This is a genomic window from Lacticaseibacillus suihuaensis (assembly GCF_054785075.1).
Map to the genome: position 1 here is coordinate 25,552 of NZ_BAAGBJ010000013.1, position 18,578 is coordinate 44,129.

Genomic DNA, 18,578 nt, shown 5'->3' on the forward strand with positions numbered 1-18,578 from the left:
CGGAAGGCATTTTTGCGTGGCTACGGCATCAGCAGCAGCCGCCGTTTCTCGGTCGGGTCCTCGACCAGTCGGTGGGCCAACGGTGCCTGGGCCAACGGCAGGGTCCGGAAGGCCGGCGGCTGCAAGGCCGCGGCGTGGGCGGTCAAAAAGGCGTTGGCCGCCGTCAGCTCGGCCAGGCTGGCGTGGCTGATCACAAAGCCGGTCAGGCGCTGGCGCTGCATGTAAAACCGCGGCAGGTCAAAGCTCGCCAAAGGCTTTGGGGGCGTGGCCATCACAATCGCCTGACCGCCCGGGGCCAGCGCGTCCAGGGCGGCCTGAAGCGGGACTTGACCCGAGGTGTCGACCACGGCGGCCACGGGTGCATTGAGGTGGTCGGCCCAGCCTTCGTGGTAGTCGATGGGGGTGGCCCCAAGCGCCGCCACGGTGGCAAAATCCCGCGGGTGGCAGGTCGCCACCACAGCTAAGCCGGCCAGCCTGGCGATTTGAATCAGCAGTCGCCCGACGTGACCGGCCCCGCCGGCCACCAGCAGGGTCGCGCCGGTCGGCAGGTTGAGCAGCTGGTTGACGATGATGGCCGCCGTGGCCCCAGGGTGTACCAGCGCCAGCCAGGCGTTGGCTGCCACCGCCGGCAGCGGCCATAGCCGGTTGGCGGCCACCACCGCGTATTCGGCGGCGACGCCTTGGCGCCCGGCGTAACCGGCGCTGTTGGTCCAAACCCGTTGGCCGAGGGTGAAGCCGGTGACGCCGGGCCCAAGCGCCGCCACGGTGCCCCAGGCGTCGCGGCTCAGAATCAGGGGAAAATGGGTCAGGGTGCGGAAGGTGCCGGCCCGAACGTAGGCGTCGACCCGGTCGACCGCCGCGGCCCCGACGCGAATCAAGACGGTGCCTGGGGTCACCGGCGGCAGCGGCAGGGCCCCGACGCGAATCCGGTCAGGGCCTCCGAACGCGGTGATGTAGGCGGCTTGCATGTTGGTAGGTAAGGTTGTCGTAGACATTGGCTCGCTCCTTGGTGCAGGTTGTGCCTGCACGGCCAAGTCTACCACGTCAGGCGCTCAGGTGCTTGGGCTGCGTCAGCAACCAGGCCAGGGCGGTTTCAAGCCCGGCCAAGACAACCAGTACCACTAGCGTTTGGCGGGTGCCGACGGCCGTACCGACGGCGACTGCGGCCTTGGCCTGGGCCCCGGCCACCAGGCTTGCCGCCAGGCTGGTGCCGACGGCGGCGAAGAACTGCTGGGCGGTGTTGAAAATGGCGTTGCCATCGGGATGATCGGGTGCATTCAGCGTGTTCAGTCCGCTGGTCATCAGGTTGCCGTAGCTCAGGCCCATGCCCAGCATGAACACGGCGTACCACACCAGAATCGCGGCGTCGCCAAGCGTCGGCGTCACCAGCAGACCGATTACGCCGGCCAAGACGATGATCGCGCCGAGGCGCAGCGGCAGCCGGGCCCCGAGCCGGTCGAGCAGCCGCCCGGACAGCGGCCCGGCGATCGCCCCAAGCGCCGCACCGGGCAGCACCACCAGCCCGGCAATCAGCGCCGAGTGGTGGTTGACCAGCTGGATGGCGTTGGGCAGCAGGAAGGACAGGCTCAAAGCCGCGGTTTGCAGGCAGGCAAAGGCGATCAGCCACGCGGTGAAGCGGCGGTTGGCAAACAGGTGCAGGTTCAGAATCGGCGCCTGAACCCGGCCGCTGCGCCAGACGAAGGCCAAAAGCGCAAGGACGCCGACCAGCAAGGCGCCGGCGACTTGAAGGCTCCAGAATTCGGCGGCGCCCATGTTGGCCAGGCCGTAGATTAACCCGGCGAAGGTCAGGCTGATCAAGGCGACGCTCAGCGGGTCAAGCGGGGTCGCCACCGGCTTTTGGACCTGGTGAATGCAGGTGACACCAAGCACCAGCGCAAGCACCAGCACCGGTAGCAGGAAGACGAAGACGTAGCGCCACCCCAGCGTGGCGACCACCACGCCGCCGAAGGTCGGGCCGATCGCCGGCGCCACCCCGGTGATCATGGTGCCGACCCCCATCATGGTGCCGATCAAGGGCCTTGGCACCTGCTCCAAGATGATGTTGAACATCAAGGGCACCGCGATGCCGGTGCCGAGGCCCTGAATGGCCCGGCCCAGCAAAAGCACCCAAAAGGTCGGGGCGGTGCCGTCCAGCACGACGCCGAGGATGAAGAAGCTGATGGCGACCAGAAACAGGTGCTTGGCCAAAAAGCGCCGCTTGAGGGTGGCCGACAGCGGCACCAAGGCGGCGACCACCAGTAGGTACACGGTGGTCAGCCACTGCACGGTGCTGGTGGTGACGTGAAATTCGGTCATCAGGGTGGGAAAGGTGATGTTCATCGCCGTTTCGACAATCACGCCGCAAAAGGACATCAGCCCGGTGGCGACGATGGCAAGAACTGTAGAACGGGTGAGCTTGGTTGGTTCAGTCATGAGTCAGATCGCTTCCTGTAATTTGAGTGAATTGGGTCAGCATTTGCACGAACAACGCGCGTTGTTGTGGGGTGAAGGCGGTAGTCATCGCGGCCTGTTGCGCCGCGATGTAGGCCGACACCCCGTCTTGGACGCCCTTGGCCTTGGCGGTCAAAACCACCGCCTTTTGCCGCGCGTCATGCGCCGCGGGGGTGCGGGTGATCAGCCCGGCCCGTTCCATGCGCTGAAGCAACAGCGTCGCGGATGAGCGCTGGATGTTGAACTCGGCCTCGATGTCGCGCTGCAAGGCGGCGGGGTGATTGGCCAAGAAATGGATGATGGACATCTGCATCCCCGTGAGGTCGAAGCGCTTGGCGTAGGCGTCCATGCCCCGCGCCATTTGGTTGGCGGCGTGTTTGATCAGCTTGCCGTAATCGGTCATATGGCACCTCCTGAATTTTGCTAGTTAGCTAACAATGACGAGTGTAGCGCAATGTTGGTTAGCACGCAAACGTTTTTCACCGCAAAAAAGCCGCCGCAACTAGGCGACGGCCAAGGCTACTTGCGACGGACCAGGACCAGCGCGGCCACGGCAATCAGGCCGCCGCTGCAGGCGAAGGTCGCGCTGAAGCCAAAGCGGCTGACCGCCCAGCCCAAAAGCGGGAACAAGACGATCATGCACACCGAGTACAGCAGCGAGGCGACCGACAGCAACGTCGCGCGTTGGGCGCTTGGAATCAAGGCGTTGTAGTAGACGTCAAACACCGGTGGCAGCAGGGATGACAAGGCGTAAACCGCCAAGTAAACCGCGGCCAGCACCCAAGAGGCGGTCGACCAGGCCGCGAGCAAGGCGACGGCCAGCCCCGCGGTTAGCCCGAAGAGCACCCGCTGGCGCGACCGGTGCAGCAGCCTGGGGCTGAACTGAATGGCGGCGATGGCCACCAACGACGCCGCGCCGAGCAGCGCCGTGATCACCCAGCTGGCGAAGCCGCGGGTGGTCATGACGTTTTGGAAGTAGTAGTAATAGCCGGTGGCCACGGCGCTGAAGCTGGCGTCAAACAGCATCAGCGACCGCAGCTGGCGGTCGTGGCGCAGCACCCGCCAGGCCGTCGTCACGATGCTTGCGATGGTCTGGCGCGGCGCCGAGGTTTGGTGGTCGGCCGGCTCTTTTAGCCGCCACACCGCCGCCATCGCGGCGATGGCCAAGGCGATGGCAACCACGTAGGTGGCCTCAAAGTGCCAGTGGGTCATCGCCCCGGCGATCATCAGGCCGCCGCTTGACGACAGCTCGATGACCGTGTTGAGGCGGCTGGTCACCTGTGGCCAACGCGCGGTGGCATCAGCAGCCTTCAGCGATTCGTACAGCAGGGCCTCAAGCGTTCCGGACTGCAGGTTGAAGGACCAGGCCGAAAACACGAAGCTCAAGGCGAACCACCAAAACCCGCCGTTGAAAAGCATCATGGCGGCAGACACCAGGGCGGCGACGCGGCTTAAGGTCAGCATTCGGCGGTAGGTGAAGCGGTCGGCCAAGACGCCGGATGGCACCTCAAACAGGAACGAGGCGACGTGAAACAGGCTTTCGCACAGGCCGATGGCCACCAAGCTCAGGCCCATCTGGCCCAGGTAGATGACCCACAGTTGGGTGATGCCGCAAAACGCGAAGAAGCTGTAGGCGTAAGCGGCGCGTAATTGAGTTTTCAGTTGCATCATTTTTCTCCATCAAAAAGGCGCAAACGACACCGCTTGCGCCAGCGGCGACCAAAAAAGGGTAGACTTCGCCCCTAGGCCGCCAAAATGTACGTAATTGTATAAATAATCACTTGATAGGCATGGGTCATGATGGATCCTCCGCAATCGATAGGCGTAGCATACCGCAAACATTTCACCGATGCAATGCCACTGACGTTCGAAATCTGGTACTATGGACGCAGACATTAAAATTTGCGACAAAGGAAGAGAACCTTGACGAACAAAACCCTGATCTTCGGCTCGGCGCTGGTCGATGCCTTGATGAATGTCCCAAACGTCCCGCTCACTGGCGGCAACGCCCTCGGCGATTTTTTGGAGTACCAAGTCGGCGGTTGCGCGATCAACGCTTACTGCGCGATGCGAGCGGCCGGTGAAACCGCCGACTTGTTCGTGCCGGTGGGTCACGGCGCCAACGCCGACCGCATCGCCGCTCACATTCAGCGCATCGGCGAGGTGCCGCATGTGATTGCCGGGGCCCCCGACAACGGCTGGACCGTCGCGATGATCGAGCCCAACGGCGAACGCACCTTCATCGTGCTGCCGGGCATGGAGAAGCTGATTCGCCAGGACTGGCTGTCAAGCCTCGACATGCCGAGCTACGACCTGCTGTACCTGAGCGGGTTTCAGCTGACCCAGCCGCACGTCGCAGAAGACGTGGTGGCAACGTATCTCAAGCGCCGCGAAGACGCCACCGTGCTGTTCGACGTCGCCGCCCGGATTCAAAGCGTCGACCCCGAACTGCTGATGACGCTGCTCAAGTCCGGGGTGATGGTTCACTGCAACGAAGTCGAGCTGCCTCAGGTGGCCAAGGGCGACACCTTTGAAGCGCAGGTCGCCTACCTGCACAACCTGACGCACCAGCCGGTGGTGGTGACGCTTGGGGCCCGTGGCACTTACTACTACGTCTCCGACAGCACCCAGGGCATCGTCCCGGGTGAAAAGGTGCGGGTGGTCAACACGGTCGGCGCCGGCGACTCCCACTGCGGCGGGATGCTGGCCGGGCTGGCCAAGGGCCTGTCGGTGCCGGATTCCATCGCGATCGCCAACCGCCTGGCCGCCAAGGTCTGCGGCATGCAGGCCAACATGCTGCCGGTGTTCGGCTAGCCTCAATCCCGCGGCGGTGGTCACCGGTGGCGCCGCCGAACCGCCGGTGATCGGGCCACAAGACCAGCGGCCTGAATCACAAAACCACAGGCGGCGCCGTCCGACCACCGGCCCGGCCCTCACAATCACGAGGCCGGACCCGCGACGACCGGACCTGACCGGGTGCCACCAACACAGGGTCGGACCACAAGACAATCGGCCCCCACAATTGCAGGGCTGGATCACAAGACCACAGGCCGGGCCCCAGCAATCGCAAGGCCGGGCCGCCGACAGCACAAAGCCCCTGCTCACAATCGCGTGAGCAGGGGCTTTGCCGTCTTATTTGAAGTCCAGCCAGGCCTGGAAGCTGTGCCAGTTCTTGCTGGTGATCAGGATGCGATCCAGGGTCCCCTTGTGGGGGTTGGCCGTGGTGATCACGCGCTGGGCGAGGTTGAACACGCCGTCCATTTCAATCTGCTGGTTGAGGAATCGCACGTTGTTCTTGGTGATCGTGCCGTAAGGGGAGGCGAAGTAACGCGCGTCCTCGCCGAAGTGGCGCCGGTAGGTCTCCTGGGAGCGGTCGTAGTCTTCCTGGAAGTCGAGCTCGTAGGCCGGCAACGCGCCGACCGGCTTGTTGTTTCGCAGGTAGTGCATGTCGTCGGTGTGCAAGGCGATGGTCGCCAGCCCCGAGTCGCGCATCTCCTTGAGCTGCGCCCAGGTGGCGAGCTTTTGGTCGGCGTCGTACTGGCCGACCTTGCTGGTGATGATGAACGCGGTGAAGGGGATGTTGTTGTCGCGCAGGTACGGGTAGGCGTTTTTGAAGGCACTTTCGGCGATGTCGTCGAAGGTCAACACGACGTACTTGCCGATCGGCTGAATCTGAGACGCCATCATGTCCTGGGCCTGGTCTAGCGAGATGATCTCGGCGCCGGATTCCTCGATCGCCTGAATCTGCTTGATGAAGTCGTGCTTGGTGATGTTGTACTCGCTCAGTTGGTTGTTGTTGCTCATGCCTCGCGCCACGCGGAGGCTGACTTGGTCGCTCAAAATGCGGTGGTAGGACAAAATGGCGATGCCGTCCTCCTTCAGGGTTTCCTCGCTTGGAATCTCAAAGCCCGATTCCACCTCGGAGTGAACCCGCAGCTCTTGGGTCCCGATGGTGAAGCCGACCGCAATCAGGGCAATCGTGAAAACAATCATCACGGCCCAGCGTTTGATCCGCTTGGTCATGTTAATTCTCCTTTCCGTGGGTCCAAAGCACCCGCATCAGCGCCAGACCGGAGATGATGGTGATGATCCAGCCCAGGCTCTTGACGATTGTGGCGCCAAGCTGCCACTCGATGTTGAAGAGGTTGTAAAGCGGGGCGACAAAGTCGTTGAAGTAGCCGATGTCGAACAGCACGTTGAGCGCCAGCAGGCCGGCGATGGCGGTCCACATCAGGGTGAGCCACAGCACGTTGACGCTTGTGGCCCAGCGGTTGGTGGCGTAGATCACTTTAACGCGCATCGGTTGTCTTTCCTTTCATTTGGCCCAGCGACCGGCTGCGGTCGGCGGATTCCCAGCGACCGTGTTCGATCGGGGTGTACACCATTTTCAGCACCGCGGTCACCAGCGAGTAGAGGTTCAAAAACCAGTAGAAGAACAGGTACATCGGGGTGTAAAGGAACATCCGCAGGCGCAGCTTCGACTTTTTGACCGACATCAGCATGCCAGCGAAGAACTGCAGCAGGCCGATGAAGAAGATCATCAAGATCACGTTGCCGTCCAGCTGCACGGCCTGGTTCATGAAGGTCGAAACCACGAAGAAGGTCATGGAAAACAGGGTGCCGAACGACCAGAGAATCGAGGTCAGCATTTCGTACAGCAGCCAGGTGTTCGGCTGCCACGGGCGAAACAGCAGGCGCCAGTTGGCCACCAGCACCTGCAGGCCGCCGTAAGCCCAGCGCTGGCGCTGCTTGAGCAGGGCCTTGATGGTGGACGGCACCAGAATCCAGGTTGTCGCCTGGGGCTGGTAGGCCACGCGCCACTGCTTCAGCTTCATGCGCCAGGTGATGTCGATGTCTTCGGTTTGCACGTTTTCGTTCCAGCCGGACACGCTTTGAAGCGCGGCCTTGCGGTAGAGCACCAGCACCCCGGACAAAGTCAAGATGTTGGCGGTGAAAAACATCTGGGCGCGTTTGATCAAGTCGATGATCGCTACGTACTCCATGGTCTGCATCTTCTCGACGATCACGCCGCGGTTCAAGACCACCGGCTTGCCGGTCACCGCGCCAACACGTGCGTCGGCCTTCAGCGAGCTCAGCAGGTGATCGATCGCCTGGGGGTCGATCAAAGAATCCGAGTCGACGCACAGGATGTACTCACCGGTGGCCGCCTTGGCGCCGGCATTCAAGGCCGCTGCCTTGCCGCCGTTTTGCGACTGCGCCACGATGGTCATCGGCACCCGGCGGAATTTCTGCTTCAGGGCCCGCATCACCAGCAGCGTGTTGTCGGTGGAGCAATCGTCCACCAAGATCAGCTCGAGGTTGCGGTGCCCCTGCTGGCAAAGCGCCTGGACGGTTTCGTGAAGCGTGGCCTCTTCGTTGTAGCAGGGCACGATCACGCTCACCAGGTCCGTGTGCGTTGCCTGGGACGGGCGCGGAGACGTTAAGCGGTAAAACAGGGTCCCAATCAGCCAGACTAAGGTCATGGTGAGCGGGTACAGCAGAATAAAACTGGTTAGCATCAGCGTAGCCTCCCTTTGAGTTAGTTGCATCGCCTACCACTAAAGCTTAGCATGGCCCCCGCTCGAAAATAAAATTAATCGACTATTATTTATCCCCGTCAACGATTATCTCTATAATCGATTATTAATATTCTCATGATAGCGGCCGGAAGCGGCCAGCAATCGCATTCGATGATGGCACGGCCTCTCATTGATGATGGCGGACAAAAATCCCGATCACCGCGTGGCGGCAATCGGGATTGGGTGGTTTTTAGTTCAAGACGAGCCCGGCGGTGGCCCGCAGTGCAAACGCGCGACGCACCGCTTCGCTCGTTGAGTTCGCGCCGGCCCCTGGGTGAGGGGCCAGCCGCGGGTGACCGACGGCGCATTCAAAGCGCCGCTGCGGCGCGTCCGGCCAAAACCCGCCGGCGGTCAAAAAGGCCAGCGTGGCCGCGCCGGGGTTGCTTAGGTCGCACCACAGCCGCGTCGCGCCTTGGGCGGTTGCGGCCGCTGCGGCATGGGCCAACAGGGCGAGGCCTAGGCCGCAGCGGCGAAAGGCGGGGCGGATGTAGAGGCTTGCGACCTCGAGGTGATCGGGGCCCAGCTGCTCGGATTGGGCGTCGCCGAGGTTCAGCCGTGTGAAGCCGGCCAGCCGGCCGCCGGCAAACACGAACGCGAATTCCGTGTTCGGCATGGCCAAGGCCGCCCTAAGCGCTTGGCCAACCGGCGTCGCATCGCCGGTCATTTCGACTTGTAGCCCCTGCAGCTGATCGATGTCGGCCAGGGTGCAGGGCCGGATGGTGATCCCCATGTTTTTCCCTCCAAAGTGCGGCCGCGGCCGCAAAAAACTGACAAGTGAAGAGTCTACCACCAATGCCTGTACCCTGCACGACTGGAGGGGCTTACATGGCGAAATTCTCATTCCCGCGGCGGCCGGCCACCCCGTGGCGGAACTTTGTGAACGATGGTACAATGTGAAAAAAGTGAGCCGACGACGAAGGGAGCGACGCGGATGGAGGAACAGTCCTTGTTTGAACGCACCGGGGATGAGCATCACGGGTGGCACTGGGCCCAAACGCCGCCGCGCCGGGCCTGCCAGGTCAAGGTGCGGCTGCGGGTGCTGGATCATCCGGTGGTGATTGCAGGCGACGTGCAGCTGACCCGCGTCGAGTCGCTGGCCGGGGGGGTTCGGGTGGCGAACTTCCTGCGCTACGGCACCGAAATCGACCGCAAGAGCTGCGTGGTCGCGGGGCGGCCGCTGCCTTTGGCCGGTCACCGGACGCTTCTGGTGGTGATGAAGCACCCCAGTGGCACCGCCGATACCGTGCTGGACGACACGGCGGTGCGGGTTTGCCTGGATGCGCCGGCCTGCTACAGCCGGGTCGTGCTGGTCAACGTGGTGCCTGTGGTCTGTGGCAACGCCCGTTACCTGCGGCCCAAGGCGCTTTTGGAAGGCGCGGCCACCTATGGGGCCAACCACTGGCAGCAGGTCAGCGCGGCCGGCGACCGCTCGCCGCTGACCGCGGCCAAGCTGCGGGCCTGCGATGCCCACAACCCGAAAATGGTCGCGCAGACCACGGGGAATCGCGCGGTCCCCGGGCTGCGCAACGCCGCGGTGATTCGCCAGATCCTGCTCATGCGGCCGGATGCCGACGTGCTGTTAGCCACCGGCGCCTTGCGCTGCTCGATTGAAACCGGGGGGCAGGCGCTGGGGCTGGCCTACCGCCACCTGCTGGCGACGCTTGCGCCGCTGGCCGACCTCAGGCGCCTCTACGTGCTGGGGGTTTGCGCCGACCGCCAGTACGGCAAGAGCCCGTGCCCGCAAAACCCGCGTGACGCGGTGCCTTTGGTCGATGGGGCCTGGGTCATGCACCCCGTGGCGCTTGGCCGCTGCGGTCGCCGGCAGGTGCTGGTGCCAAAGGATTAGGCCGGGCCGGAAGACTCACGCTGCGGCTCGGGCGGCCCAGCACTGCCGGCGCCCAACCTTGTGGCGGAGCGGCGTCGGCCGATTAAGCGCAAGCCGAACCGGCGGGGTGTCTGGCAGGGCGTGAGCAGGCGGTGCGAGCCGCCCCGGCGCCGTCGCCCAACCGGCCCGCAAGCAGGCGGCCCAGCCAGGCCGCAAGCAGGCGGCCCAGCCAGGCCGCCTTTTTGGTGGGGTGACGGCGGTGGAAGCGGTCGCACGACACCACATGTGGGGTGCTCACGATTGAACAAATACCACATTTTGCGGTGACGGCCTTTACAAATGCCCAAGACGGGTCGATAATGGTCCCCATGCTGCTTTTGCAGACGAGATGAAAAAGGGGACTTATTTATTATGACGCACGAGAATTACGGAACTTGGTTGCTGAATCAACTCAAGGGCTGGCCGCAGCAGAACTACTACCTCTTCTGGTTCGCCCTGGGCTGTCAGATTATGACGCTGGTGAACGCGCCGATCACGGCGGTGTCTTTGGTCACCTTCGTCGGCACGACCATCGGGGTGCTGTGCGTCTTGGCCATCAACGCCACCAAGGCCGTCAACGGCTGGTTGGGGCTGATTTCGGCCGCCTGCTTTATTTTTGTTGGCTTCACCGCCAAGAACTACCTGTCGATTTTTGAGCAGATCGCCTACGTGGTGACCCTGGACCTGCCGGTTTTGATCAGCGTTCGCAGCTGGAACGACGACACCAAGAACCACCTGCGCAAGTTCGGCGCCAAGGAGTGGGCGATTTCGTTGGGCTTCACCCTGGTGGTCTGGGCGCTTTCGGCCTACCTGATCGGCAACTTCACCAACGACCCGCGGCCGGTTTACGACGGCATGGCCTTCGCGATTTCCCTGACCGGCGGGATTGTCTGCTTCCTGCGCTACTCCAACCAGTACTTCTGGTGGCTGTTTTCCGGCATCGCCCAGCTGATTTTGTGGGGCATCACCTACGCGCAAGGCGACGCCAGCCTGGGCATGGCGATCAACTCCAGCATCTACGTGATCAACGACATCTTGGCCTTCACGATCAGCCCGTGGTTCAACGCCGGTCGCCGCAAAATGGGCCTGAACGAAATCAAGTGAGAATGCCCGGCGTAATTCTGGTATAGTAGAAGTCGCCGGCTTACGGAGGAATCAGATGACAGACAAAAGCAAGGCGCGGCTGCCGCTGGCAAAGCTCTACCTGGGCAGCCCGTTGTTCAACGCTACGCAAAAGGCGCGGGTGCTTGACGCCAAGGCGGCGCTTGATCGCAACGACACGGTGGCCTTGGTGCATTTTCCCTTCGATTGGGAGTACCAGGACCAAGAAGCCGCGGCCACGCAGATGTCGCGGCTGTGGGTTGATGCGACCTACAACAACGACCTGTCGGCCATGACGACCGCCGACGCCGGGGTGTTTCTCTACGACCTGGATGAGGAAGACCCGGGTTGCGCCTTTGAAATCGGCTACCTCAGGGCCTTGCACAAGCCCGTGATCCTGGTCCCGCTGGCCGCTAACTTGGCGGACAAAAAGCTCAACTTGATGCTGGCGGCCGGGGTGACGACCTTCGTCCAAGACATTGCGACGCTTGCGACCTTTGACTTCAACCACCTGCCCAGCGAGCCGGCCCATCCGTTTCCGGTATTTTGATTCAACATTATAGGAGGAGTAACACATGATCTATATTCTCGGCAGTATCGGCGCCGGCAAGACGTCTTTGACCCGGCTGTTGTCGGCGGATCTCGCCGCCCCGGCCTACTACGAAGACGTCGAGGGCAATGGCATGATCGCCAACATGCTCCAGAAGTTCTACGACGCCGGTGCCGACAGCCGCAAGACCACCGGCACGATTTTGCAGATTGCCTTTTTGACCTTCCGCTACCAGCAGCTCAAAAAGGCCGTGATGCAGGAGAACGCCGTGATGGACTCCTCGCTTGAATCCGACTTCGTGATGGCCTCGCAGCTGCACAAGAACGGCGAAATCGACGATGCCGACTTCAACATCTACGTCACGCTGTCCCAGGAGATGCAGGCCAACGTCAACGGCAGCCCGTGGAACGGCCTGCCGGACCTGGCCATTTACCTCCAAATCGACCCGGAGCACGAAATCGAAGAGATTCAAGGCCGCGGCCGCGAGATGGAAGACATTCGCGAGAAGCCGGAGCTTGTGGCCTACTACAACCGCGTCAACGCCGCCTACCGCGACTGGGCCAAGGGTTACACCCGCTCGACTTTGATCACGGTCGACCGTGACCACTACGACTTCGTCAACAACCCCAAAGACCGCAACGCGGTGCTGGATCAGATCGAGGGCAAGCTGGTCGAGCTGGGCAAGCTCGCCCCGAGCCGCTTTGCAGAAATTCGCGCCGCTCGCGCCATCTAAGCTTGCGCGTGAGCATTCAAAATGGGACTACCGACTTGAGTTAAGCCGGTGGTCCCATTTTGCGTTGGCCAAGCCGTGGGGGCGACCAAAAACAGGGCCGCGCCACGCGCGGTCCTGTCAGGGGTGTTACTTCTTGGTAGCGGCGGTCAGAACCTGACCGACCGCTGGAATCTGGCCCAGCGAGTCGACGGCGGTGCTTGGCATCACCACGGTGTTGGCCGTGCCCTTGGCCAGAGCTTCCAAGGCCTCGACGTTCTTGTACTTCAGGTACATGTCGCCGTCCTTGGCCAGCCCGGCGTTGATCGAATTGATCTGGTCCTTGACCGCCTCGGCGATCAGGCGTTGGGATTCCGCGCGGCCCTGGGCCTCGAGAATCTGGGTCTGCTTGTTGGCTTCGGCCTGCAGGATGTCGGCCTGCTTTTCACCTTCGGCCTTGGCAATCGCGCTTTGCTTGAGCCCCTCGGCCTCCATGATGTTGGCTTCCTTCTCACGCGACGCCCGCAGCAGCTTGTTCATCGACTCTTGGATGGTCTTGTCGACCTGGATGGAATCGATGTTGACGCGGTCCACGTTCAGCCCGTAGCCGGCGGTGGTGGCGGCGATCTGCTGGAACAGGGTCTGGTTGATGGTTTCGGTGCCGTTCAAGACGTCGTTCAGGTCCATGTTGCCGATGATGCCGCGCAGGTTGGCGCGGGTGTCTTGGACCATGGACAAAACGGAGTCCTTGTTTTGGTAAACGTACGCGTTGACGTCGGTGATGTGGTACTTCAAGGTCTCGGAAATCCGCACCACGACGTTATCCTTGGTGATCACTTCCTGCTCGTCGACCTTCAGCGGAATCTGCTTCATGTTGACGATTTCGGTGATGCGGTAGATGATCGGTGGCACGACGTGAAAGCCCGGCTGCAGCGTTTGAACATACTTCCCCAAGCGTTCAACGATGCCGACTTCACCGGTGTGAATGATGGCCACACTGCTCAGTAACATGACGACGGCGATGACCACAACGATGCCAACAACCGTCCACAAAATAATCTGTCCCATAGTAACTCCTCCTTATTTGCGGGTCGCCCCGCACCTCAGTACTGCAAGTCCCGCTCGGCGTTGCGAACCCGCAACGCCAGCGGGGTCACCCCCACGATGACCACCAAGTCACCGGGGCGCGACCCATCGAGGACTAGGTAGTGGTAGTGAATGCCGTACAGACACACGACGTCGCCCGTCTCGGGCAGGGTGAACGTGTCACCGATCAAACGCTCATCTAGCATGTCCCCACCTCCCGGCACTTGAATTCTACCACGCGCTAACTCCATGATAAGGCTTACTCGAGGATGAGACAATGATAACCCCTGGCCGCGCAGGATAATCGGTCCCGAGGCTGATTTTGATTCCGCCTTTCGGCCGCCGAGATATTCGGTATAATAATGACGGAGGTGAGCGCAATCGCAGGCAAGCGACCGATCTACGCAGACACATACGATAAAAAACACCGCCGCATCCGCGGCAGTCTGATCCTAGTCGCCTTGCTGCTTGTGGGCCTTGGCGCCTGGTGGGGGGTGCGGCATTGGCCAACCCACCAGGCGCAAGGCGGCTCGGTGCAAGGGGTGATGCTTGACGCCGACGATGGCTACCAGGACTTTGCGGCGCTGCAAGACGCCGGGGTCGGCTTCGCCTACCTCAAGGCCACGCAAGGCGCCAGCTACTTCGACGACGCCTTTACCGTCAATTACGACAGAAGCGTCGGCGCCCAGTTGCGCATCGGCGTCTACCACTACTTCAGCTTCGACTCGTCGCCTGAGGCCCAGGCCCAGCAGTTTCTCAAGCAAACCAAGCGCGACTGGGGGAGCTTGCCGATCGGCGTCTACCTGACCTACTACGGGGATTACGCCGCCCAGCCGCCGGCCAAGGCGAAGCTGGTCGCCGACCTGACGCGCTTCATCGCGCTGATCAAGGCCGCCACCGGCAAAACCTGCCTGGTGATGGCAAGCCCCCGGGTGCTGAGGGCCGTGGCGGCGGTGCCGGGGCCCCGGTTGGCCATCGGTGGCAGCCGCCCCAAGCAGGCCCAATACTGGCAGCAAGGCAGCTTGAGCGTCGGCGACCAGGCGCTTTCCGCGGTGTCGTTTTTGGGCACGAAGCAGGAATTTGCCGCTCAGCGCTGATTGTGAGCTTCAAAATTGACGCCCAGATTGGCAGCTGTTACGCTAGTCTCAGATGGACATCTCGGTCTGCGGTTCGGCAAACGCGTTGTCGATGCAATCCGCGGACTTCGGCAGACGATCCGGTGGCAAGCGCCACGTCGCCTCACCCAGACCAGGCTTCACCAGCCCTTCCATTGATGGAATTAGCGGAACCCGCCGAGTCGCCGACGGGAATCATTAAGGGTAGCGGATTCTCCACCCGGTCGCCGCACGCCTTGCGTCCTACTCCTCGGAGTTAGCTGCGGACGCAAGAGACGGCCGGCACGCGCACCGGCCAGCACGCTCACACCGCAAGTCGCCCGGCGGTTCCGGGTGGTGTGTGCCGGCAACAGGCCGCGTCCTTGTACCACCGGCAGTATTCGGTCAGTTGTGGTTGGCCGACCGTCACGCGCCACTGGCCTGGCATCCCGCCCACCGTGGGCCCGTCGCCAAGCTTGCGAGGGACGTCGCGGTCCGGCCACCAGCGACTGGCTGGCGGCACCACCCAACGCACCAGGTCCGGTTCGGGGCTTCCCCGCGCCGGATTTGGTGCGTTTTTTTTGCGCGTTGGAGCTGATGGTGGTCGCATACTTTGCTTTACAAAGTACTAAGCCGCGGGTATACTGCCTTGTGGAATCGAACACAAGCCTCGCGCTTGCGCTTGACCCCAATTAGGGTATAGTTGGCGTATCCGCGGGATGACCGCAAAGGGAGGCACACCATGGCAGTTGCGATTGCATTGACCAATGTTCAAAAATCATTCGGCGCCAAGCAGGTACTCAAGGACGTTTCGTTTTCGATCGAACCCGGCACCATTGTCGGCTACATCGGTCCCAACGGCGCGGGCAAAAGCACGACGGTCAAAATTATCCTGGGCCTGTTGACCCAAGACGCCGGCACCATCGAGCTGATGGGTCAGCCGGTGCGGCCGGACGACCCCAGCTACAAGCAGCACATCGGCTACGTGCCGGAAAGCGCCGACGTGTTCGACGCCTTGACCGCGCGGGAGTACCTGACCTTGATCGGCCAGCTGTACGGGCTGAGCGAGCAGGCCGCAGAGGACAAGGCGGTGGCCTTGGCCGGCATCGTCGGCTTGGCCCCGGCGCTTGATCGGCGCATCACCGCGTATTCCAAGGGGATGCGCCAGCTGGTGTTGATCATCGCCAGTCTGCTGCACGACCCGGACGTCTTGTTTTGGGACGAGCCGCTCAACGGGCTGGACGCCAACACGGTGCTGGTGATCGAGGAGATCTTGGTCGAGCTGCGCAACCGCGGCAAGACGATTTTTTACTCCAGTCACATCATGGACGTGGTGCAAAAGCTCTCCGATCGCATCATCCTGCTCAACGACGGGCAGGTGCAGGCGGATGGGACCTTCAGTTCGATCACCAACGGCGCCGACACCAACCTGCAGGAGCTGTTCAACGAGCTGACCGGCTTTGCCGAGCACGGCGAAAAGGCCAAGGCCTTCGTCGACATCGTGACGGGAGGGGTCGGCCATGAGTGAGCTGCCACGCGGATTGGGCTTTTTGACCGCCCTGCGCAAGCCGCTTAAGGCAAGCGGCGTCGACTTTGAACAGTTTTCGCTGATTGTCTCGGCCAAGTTCAAGCTGGCCGCCCGCAGCAAAAGCGGCATCGGCGTGTCCTACCGCAAGAAGAAGGCGGACGCGCCGGATCACGGGCTGCGCAACACTTTCTTGTTGAACCTGCTGATCGGGTTGGTGATCGGCGTCACGCTGTTTTTGCCGTTGCCCCTGATGACCCAGCTGACCGCGTTTTACACCACGCTGTTTGTGATGTTTTTCCTTCAAATGCTGTCGGGCTACTCCAGCCTGATCTTAGATCCGCGGGACCGGCGCATCTTTGCGGTGCGGGGGGTGGCCGACCGGACGCTCAACGCCGCGCGGCTGGCGGTGGTCGTGTTCTTCTTGGCGGTGACGCTGGTGGCGCTGGCGGTGCCAAGCCTGGTGGTGCTGACGCTGCAGCACGGGCCGCTGGTGTTGGTCGGATCCGCGCTTGGCGCGGTGATGCTGGCCGTGTTCGCCTTTGTCTTGTCGCTGTTTTTGTACCTGCTGGTGCTGCGCTTTTTTGACGGCGAGCGGCTGCGCAACATTTTGAACGTCGTGCAGATCGGGCTAATCGTCTTGATGTACGCGGCCAGCCAGCTGCCCAACCTGGTCGGCGTCGACACCATGGCCAAAATCGACCTGGCGATGCCGACGCGCCTCTTGTGGTGGTACGTGCCGGCCGCCCCGGTGTGGTTCGCCGGGCCAGCGCTGCTGTTTGACGGCGTGTTCAAGCCCGTCAGCTTCGTGCTGACCGGCCTGGCGGTGGGGGTCACCGCCGCCTTGGTCGCGGCCTACTTCAGCCACGCGGCGCAGTTCGAGCAGTCGCTTGAAAAACTTGAACAAAGCTCGAATCAAAACCGCAAGCACTCCTGGTGGTTCACCACCACCAGGCGGCTGTTGACCACCCGCGGTGCCGAGGCCACGTACTTCACCCTGGGGTGGCGCATGATGCAATACGAGCGCGACTTCAAGCTGCGCGTCTACCCGCAGCTGGCTTACGGCTTCATGATTCCGGTGATCCTGGGGGCGGGGTTGTTGCGCGGGTCCGGCCACCTGGCCATCCTGCACTTTCTGCCGTACCTGGGCATCGGGCTGGTGATCGCGCTGCCAACGGCGATCGTCAACCTGTCGTTTTCACACCAACCCGAGGCGATGGGCATCTTTCGCACCGTGCCGTTCGCCACGCACGGGCTACTGCTGCGCGGCGTGATCACCGCGCTGTTTGCCAAGCTGATCTTGCCCTTTGAGCTGTTGTGGCTGGTGGTCTTCGTGCCGTTCACCGGCGTTCACGCGCTGACGGCCGGGGTATTGACGGTGGCGATGACCTGGATGTTTGCGCTCTTGTTCGGCCGCATGATTGTCGGCCGCACCCTGCCGTTTTCAGGCGAGTTCACCGCGCAAAAAGGGGCGACCAACGGCATCGTTGGCGTCGGCGCGGTGCTAGTCGGGATGATCATCATGATGGCGATTGTCGTGGCCGGGGGGCTGCTTTTCACCGTCTGGTTCGACCTGGGGTTGGCCGTGGTGTTCGCCTTGGTCGGCTGGCTGCTGTGGCGGGCCTATCCGCAAGGCATTCACTACGACTTGTTGCTGCGCGGCTGACCTGCGCCAGGCCACAACGCGGCGGGACCCATTGGGCCTCGCCGCGTTTTTGGTGTGGTCAAAAAGGCAGCCCGGCGTTGGTCTCGATGTCGCGGGGGCGCCGCTCGATCAAGTCGCCGGTGGCCGGCCAACGCTCCTTGGTGAAGCCATAGTAGTCGATGGTCAGCTTGGTGTGGGCCTTGATGCCTGCGATCACCGCCGCGAACACATCGATGTCCTCGGTTTCTAGGCTGTGCAGCGGCAGCGATTTTTGCCGCTCGCCGCGGCGCTGCTGCCAAAAAAAGAAGCTGAACTCGTGGTCGTAGGGGTTATGCACCGCCGTCAGCCAGTAGCGGGTCTTCGGGGCCCGGGTGAACAGCGCGTCGATGCGTTCGTTAATCAGCTTGATGTCTTGTTGGGTACTCATGTCCTCACCTCATTCCCATTATACGAACAAACGTTCCCTTACGCAAGGTGACAAAAGCGTTCGTTCAATCTGCCGCCAAGCTCTGGCGCCGCGGCCTTCGTGATGGCACAATGAAGAAGAGGTGAGGCAGATGAGAAAACTCCTGATTGGCCTGGTGGTCCTGGTGGCCCTGGCCTTTGGCGGCTACAAGTTCATCGAGGTGACCAGCTACGGCGGCACCACGTACTACACGAAGGTGGTGACCACCGGCCAAAAAATCGTGCAACGCGCCGACGACGGGGCGACTTGGACCGACTACCGCTACCGGCAGCTCGCCTACACCAAGGATGGGGCGGCCAAAACCATCACCTTCAACGGCAACAAGTCCCGGCCGCTGCGCCAGGGGGCCTACCTGCGCCTGACGGTGAATGACAAAAAAGGGGTGACCCGCTGGACGGCGGTGGCGGCCGACCAGGTTCCCCAGGCCGCCTTGGCCAAGCTGCCGTGAGGAGGGCCGGCGGTCGGTGACGCGGCAGCCAACAGCGCAGACAACAGCGCAGACAACAGC

20 protein-coding genes are annotated in these 18,578 nt (G+C 62.4%); 9 read left to right on the plus strand and 11 right to left on the minus strand.

The window, feature by feature from the left end; genetic code table 11:
* Positions 1–20: 20 nt before the first annotated feature.
* The 4 genes from ACYVRZ_RS10725 to ACYVRZ_RS10740 all read right to left on the minus strand — a co-directional run bounded on the left by ACYVRZ_RS10725 (position 21) and on the right by ACYVRZ_RS10740 (position 4,119).
* A complete protein-coding gene (locus tag ACYVRZ_RS10725; RefSeq protein WP_461226768.1) occupies positions 21–995 on the minus strand; it encodes an alcohol dehydrogenase catalytic domain-containing protein in 975 nt (324 codons plus the stop codon).
* Between the two features lie 49 nt (positions 996–1,044).
* Positions 1,045–2,433: an MFS transporter gene (locus ACYVRZ_RS10730; protein WP_461226770.1), complete on the minus strand. Its 1,389-nt coding sequence runs from the start codon at positions 2,431–2,433 to the stop codon at positions 1,045–1,047.
* The gene (locus tag ACYVRZ_RS10735) at positions 2,426–2,854 is read right to left on the minus strand and encodes a MarR family winged helix-turn-helix transcriptional regulator (protein ID WP_461226772.1); all 429 of its coding nucleotides are present in this window, start codon (positions 2,852–2,854) and stop codon (positions 2,426–2,428) included. The genes ACYVRZ_RS10730 and ACYVRZ_RS10735 overlap by 8 nt, the downstream gene beginning before the upstream one ends.
* 116 nt (positions 2,855–2,970) lie before the next feature.
* Positions 2,971–4,119, minus strand: a complete 1,149-nt coding sequence (locus ACYVRZ_RS10740; protein WP_461226774.1) for an MFS transporter — start codon at positions 4,117–4,119, stop codon at positions 2,971–2,973.
* Between the two features lie 255 nt (positions 4,120–4,374).
* Between ACYVRZ_RS10740 and ACYVRZ_RS10745 the strand changes: the two genes are divergently transcribed.
* Positions 4,375–5,265: a PfkB family carbohydrate kinase gene (locus ACYVRZ_RS10745; protein ID WP_461226776.1), complete on the plus strand. Its 891-nt coding sequence runs from the start codon at positions 4,375–4,377 to the stop codon at positions 5,263–5,265.
* A 318-nt stretch (positions 5,266–5,583) separates the two neighbouring features.
* Here ACYVRZ_RS10745 and ACYVRZ_RS10750 read toward each other — a convergent pair whose 3' ends face one another.
* The 4 genes from ACYVRZ_RS10750 to ACYVRZ_RS10765 all read right to left on the minus strand — a co-directional run bounded on the left by ACYVRZ_RS10750 (position 5,584) and on the right by ACYVRZ_RS10765 (position 8,760).
* Positions 5,584–6,474 (minus strand): polysaccharide deacetylase family protein, encoded by an 891-nt coding sequence (locus tag ACYVRZ_RS10750; RefSeq protein WP_461226778.1) that lies wholly within the window; start codon positions 6,472–6,474, stop codon positions 5,584–5,586.
* A gap of 1 nt (position 6,475) precedes the next feature.
* On the minus strand, positions 6,476–6,751 hold the full coding sequence (locus ACYVRZ_RS10755; protein ID WP_262316162.1) for a hypothetical protein: 276 nt from the start codon (positions 6,749–6,751) through the stop codon (positions 6,476–6,478).
* On the minus strand, positions 6,741–7,970 hold the full coding sequence (locus ACYVRZ_RS10760) for a glycosyltransferase family 2 protein (RefSeq protein WP_461226780.1): 1,230 nt from the start codon (positions 7,968–7,970) through the stop codon (positions 6,741–6,743). Before ACYVRZ_RS10760 ends, ACYVRZ_RS10755 begins: the two co-directional genes overlap by 11 nt.
* Before the next feature lie 250 nt (positions 7,971–8,220).
* Positions 8,221–8,760 carry a GNAT family N-acetyltransferase gene (locus ACYVRZ_RS10765; RefSeq protein WP_461226782.1) on the minus strand — a complete coding sequence of 180 codons (540 nt, stop codon included), beginning with the start codon at positions 8,758–8,760 and terminating at the stop codon, positions 8,221–8,223.
* A 216-nt stretch (positions 8,761–8,976) separates the two neighbouring features.
* Here ACYVRZ_RS10765 and ACYVRZ_RS10770 point away from each other — a divergent pair, with 216 nt between their 5' ends.
* The 4 genes from ACYVRZ_RS10770 (at position 8,977) to ACYVRZ_RS10785 (ending at position 12,278) form a co-directional block, all read left to right on the plus strand.
* The gene (locus tag ACYVRZ_RS10770) at positions 8,977–9,876 is read left to right on the plus strand and encodes a hypothetical protein (protein ID WP_461226784.1); all 900 of its coding nucleotides are present in this window, start codon (positions 8,977–8,979) and stop codon (positions 9,874–9,876) included.
* A gap of 387 nt (positions 9,877–10,263) precedes the next feature.
* On the plus strand, positions 10,264–10,998 hold the full coding sequence (gene pnuC, locus ACYVRZ_RS10775; RefSeq protein WP_461226847.1) for a nicotinamide riboside transporter PnuC: 735 nt from the start codon (positions 10,264–10,266) through the stop codon (positions 10,996–10,998).
* A 55-nt stretch (positions 10,999–11,053) separates the two neighbouring features.
* A complete protein-coding gene (locus ACYVRZ_RS10780; protein ID WP_461226786.1) occupies positions 11,054–11,545 on the plus strand; it encodes a nucleoside 2-deoxyribosyltransferase in 492 nt (163 codons plus the stop codon).
* A gap of 25 nt (positions 11,546–11,570) precedes the next feature.
* Complete coding sequence (locus ACYVRZ_RS10785) at positions 11,571–12,278, plus strand: deoxynucleoside kinase (protein WP_262316157.1); 708 nt, start codon at positions 11,571–11,573, stop codon at positions 12,276–12,278.
* A 126-nt stretch (positions 12,279–12,404) separates the two neighbouring features.
* Here ACYVRZ_RS10785 and ACYVRZ_RS10790 read toward each other — a convergent pair whose 3' ends face one another.
* Complete coding sequence (locus ACYVRZ_RS10790) at positions 12,405–13,322, minus strand: SPFH domain-containing protein (RefSeq protein WP_461226788.1); 918 nt, start codon at positions 13,320–13,322, stop codon at positions 12,405–12,407.
* Between the two features lie 35 nt (positions 13,323–13,357).
* The gene (locus tag ACYVRZ_RS10795) at positions 13,358–13,546 is read right to left on the minus strand and encodes a hypothetical protein (RefSeq protein WP_262316155.1); all 189 of its coding nucleotides are present in this window, start codon (positions 13,544–13,546) and stop codon (positions 13,358–13,360) included.
* Between the two features lie 165 nt (positions 13,547–13,711).
* Between ACYVRZ_RS10795 and ACYVRZ_RS10800 the strand changes: the two genes are divergently transcribed.
* The 3 genes from ACYVRZ_RS10800 to ACYVRZ_RS10810 all read left to right on the plus strand — a co-directional run bounded on the left by ACYVRZ_RS10800 (position 13,712) and on the right by ACYVRZ_RS10810 (position 17,625).
* Positions 13,712–14,437, plus strand: a complete 726-nt coding sequence (locus tag ACYVRZ_RS10800; RefSeq protein ID WP_461226791.1) for a GH25 family lysozyme — start codon at positions 13,712–13,714, stop codon at positions 14,435–14,437.
* A 739-nt stretch (positions 14,438–15,176) separates the two neighbouring features.
* Positions 15,177–15,962, plus strand: coding sequence for an ABC transporter ATP-binding protein (locus ACYVRZ_RS10805; protein WP_461226793.1), 786 nt, complete (start codon positions 15,177–15,179; stop codon positions 15,960–15,962).
* Entirely contained in the window at positions 15,955–17,625 is a 1,671-nt protein-coding gene (locus tag ACYVRZ_RS10810; protein ID WP_461226795.1) for an ABC transporter permease, read from the plus strand. The genes ACYVRZ_RS10805 and ACYVRZ_RS10810 overlap by 8 nt, the downstream gene beginning before the upstream one ends.
* Positions 17,626–17,683: 58 nt before the next feature.
* On the opposite strand, the gene ACYVRZ_RS10815 is transcribed toward ACYVRZ_RS10810, so the two are convergent.
* A complete protein-coding gene (locus ACYVRZ_RS10815; RefSeq protein ID WP_461226797.1) occupies positions 17,684–18,031 on the minus strand; it encodes an acetyl-CoA carboxylase in 348 nt (115 codons plus the stop codon).
* A 130-nt stretch (positions 18,032–18,161) separates the two neighbouring features.
* On the opposite strand from ACYVRZ_RS10815, the gene ACYVRZ_RS10820 reads away from it, so the two are divergent.
* Positions 18,162–18,518: a YxeA family protein gene (locus ACYVRZ_RS10820; RefSeq protein ID WP_461226799.1), complete on the plus strand. Its 357-nt coding sequence runs from the start codon at positions 18,162–18,164 to the stop codon at positions 18,516–18,518.
* Positions 18,519–18,578 lie beyond the last annotated feature (60 nt).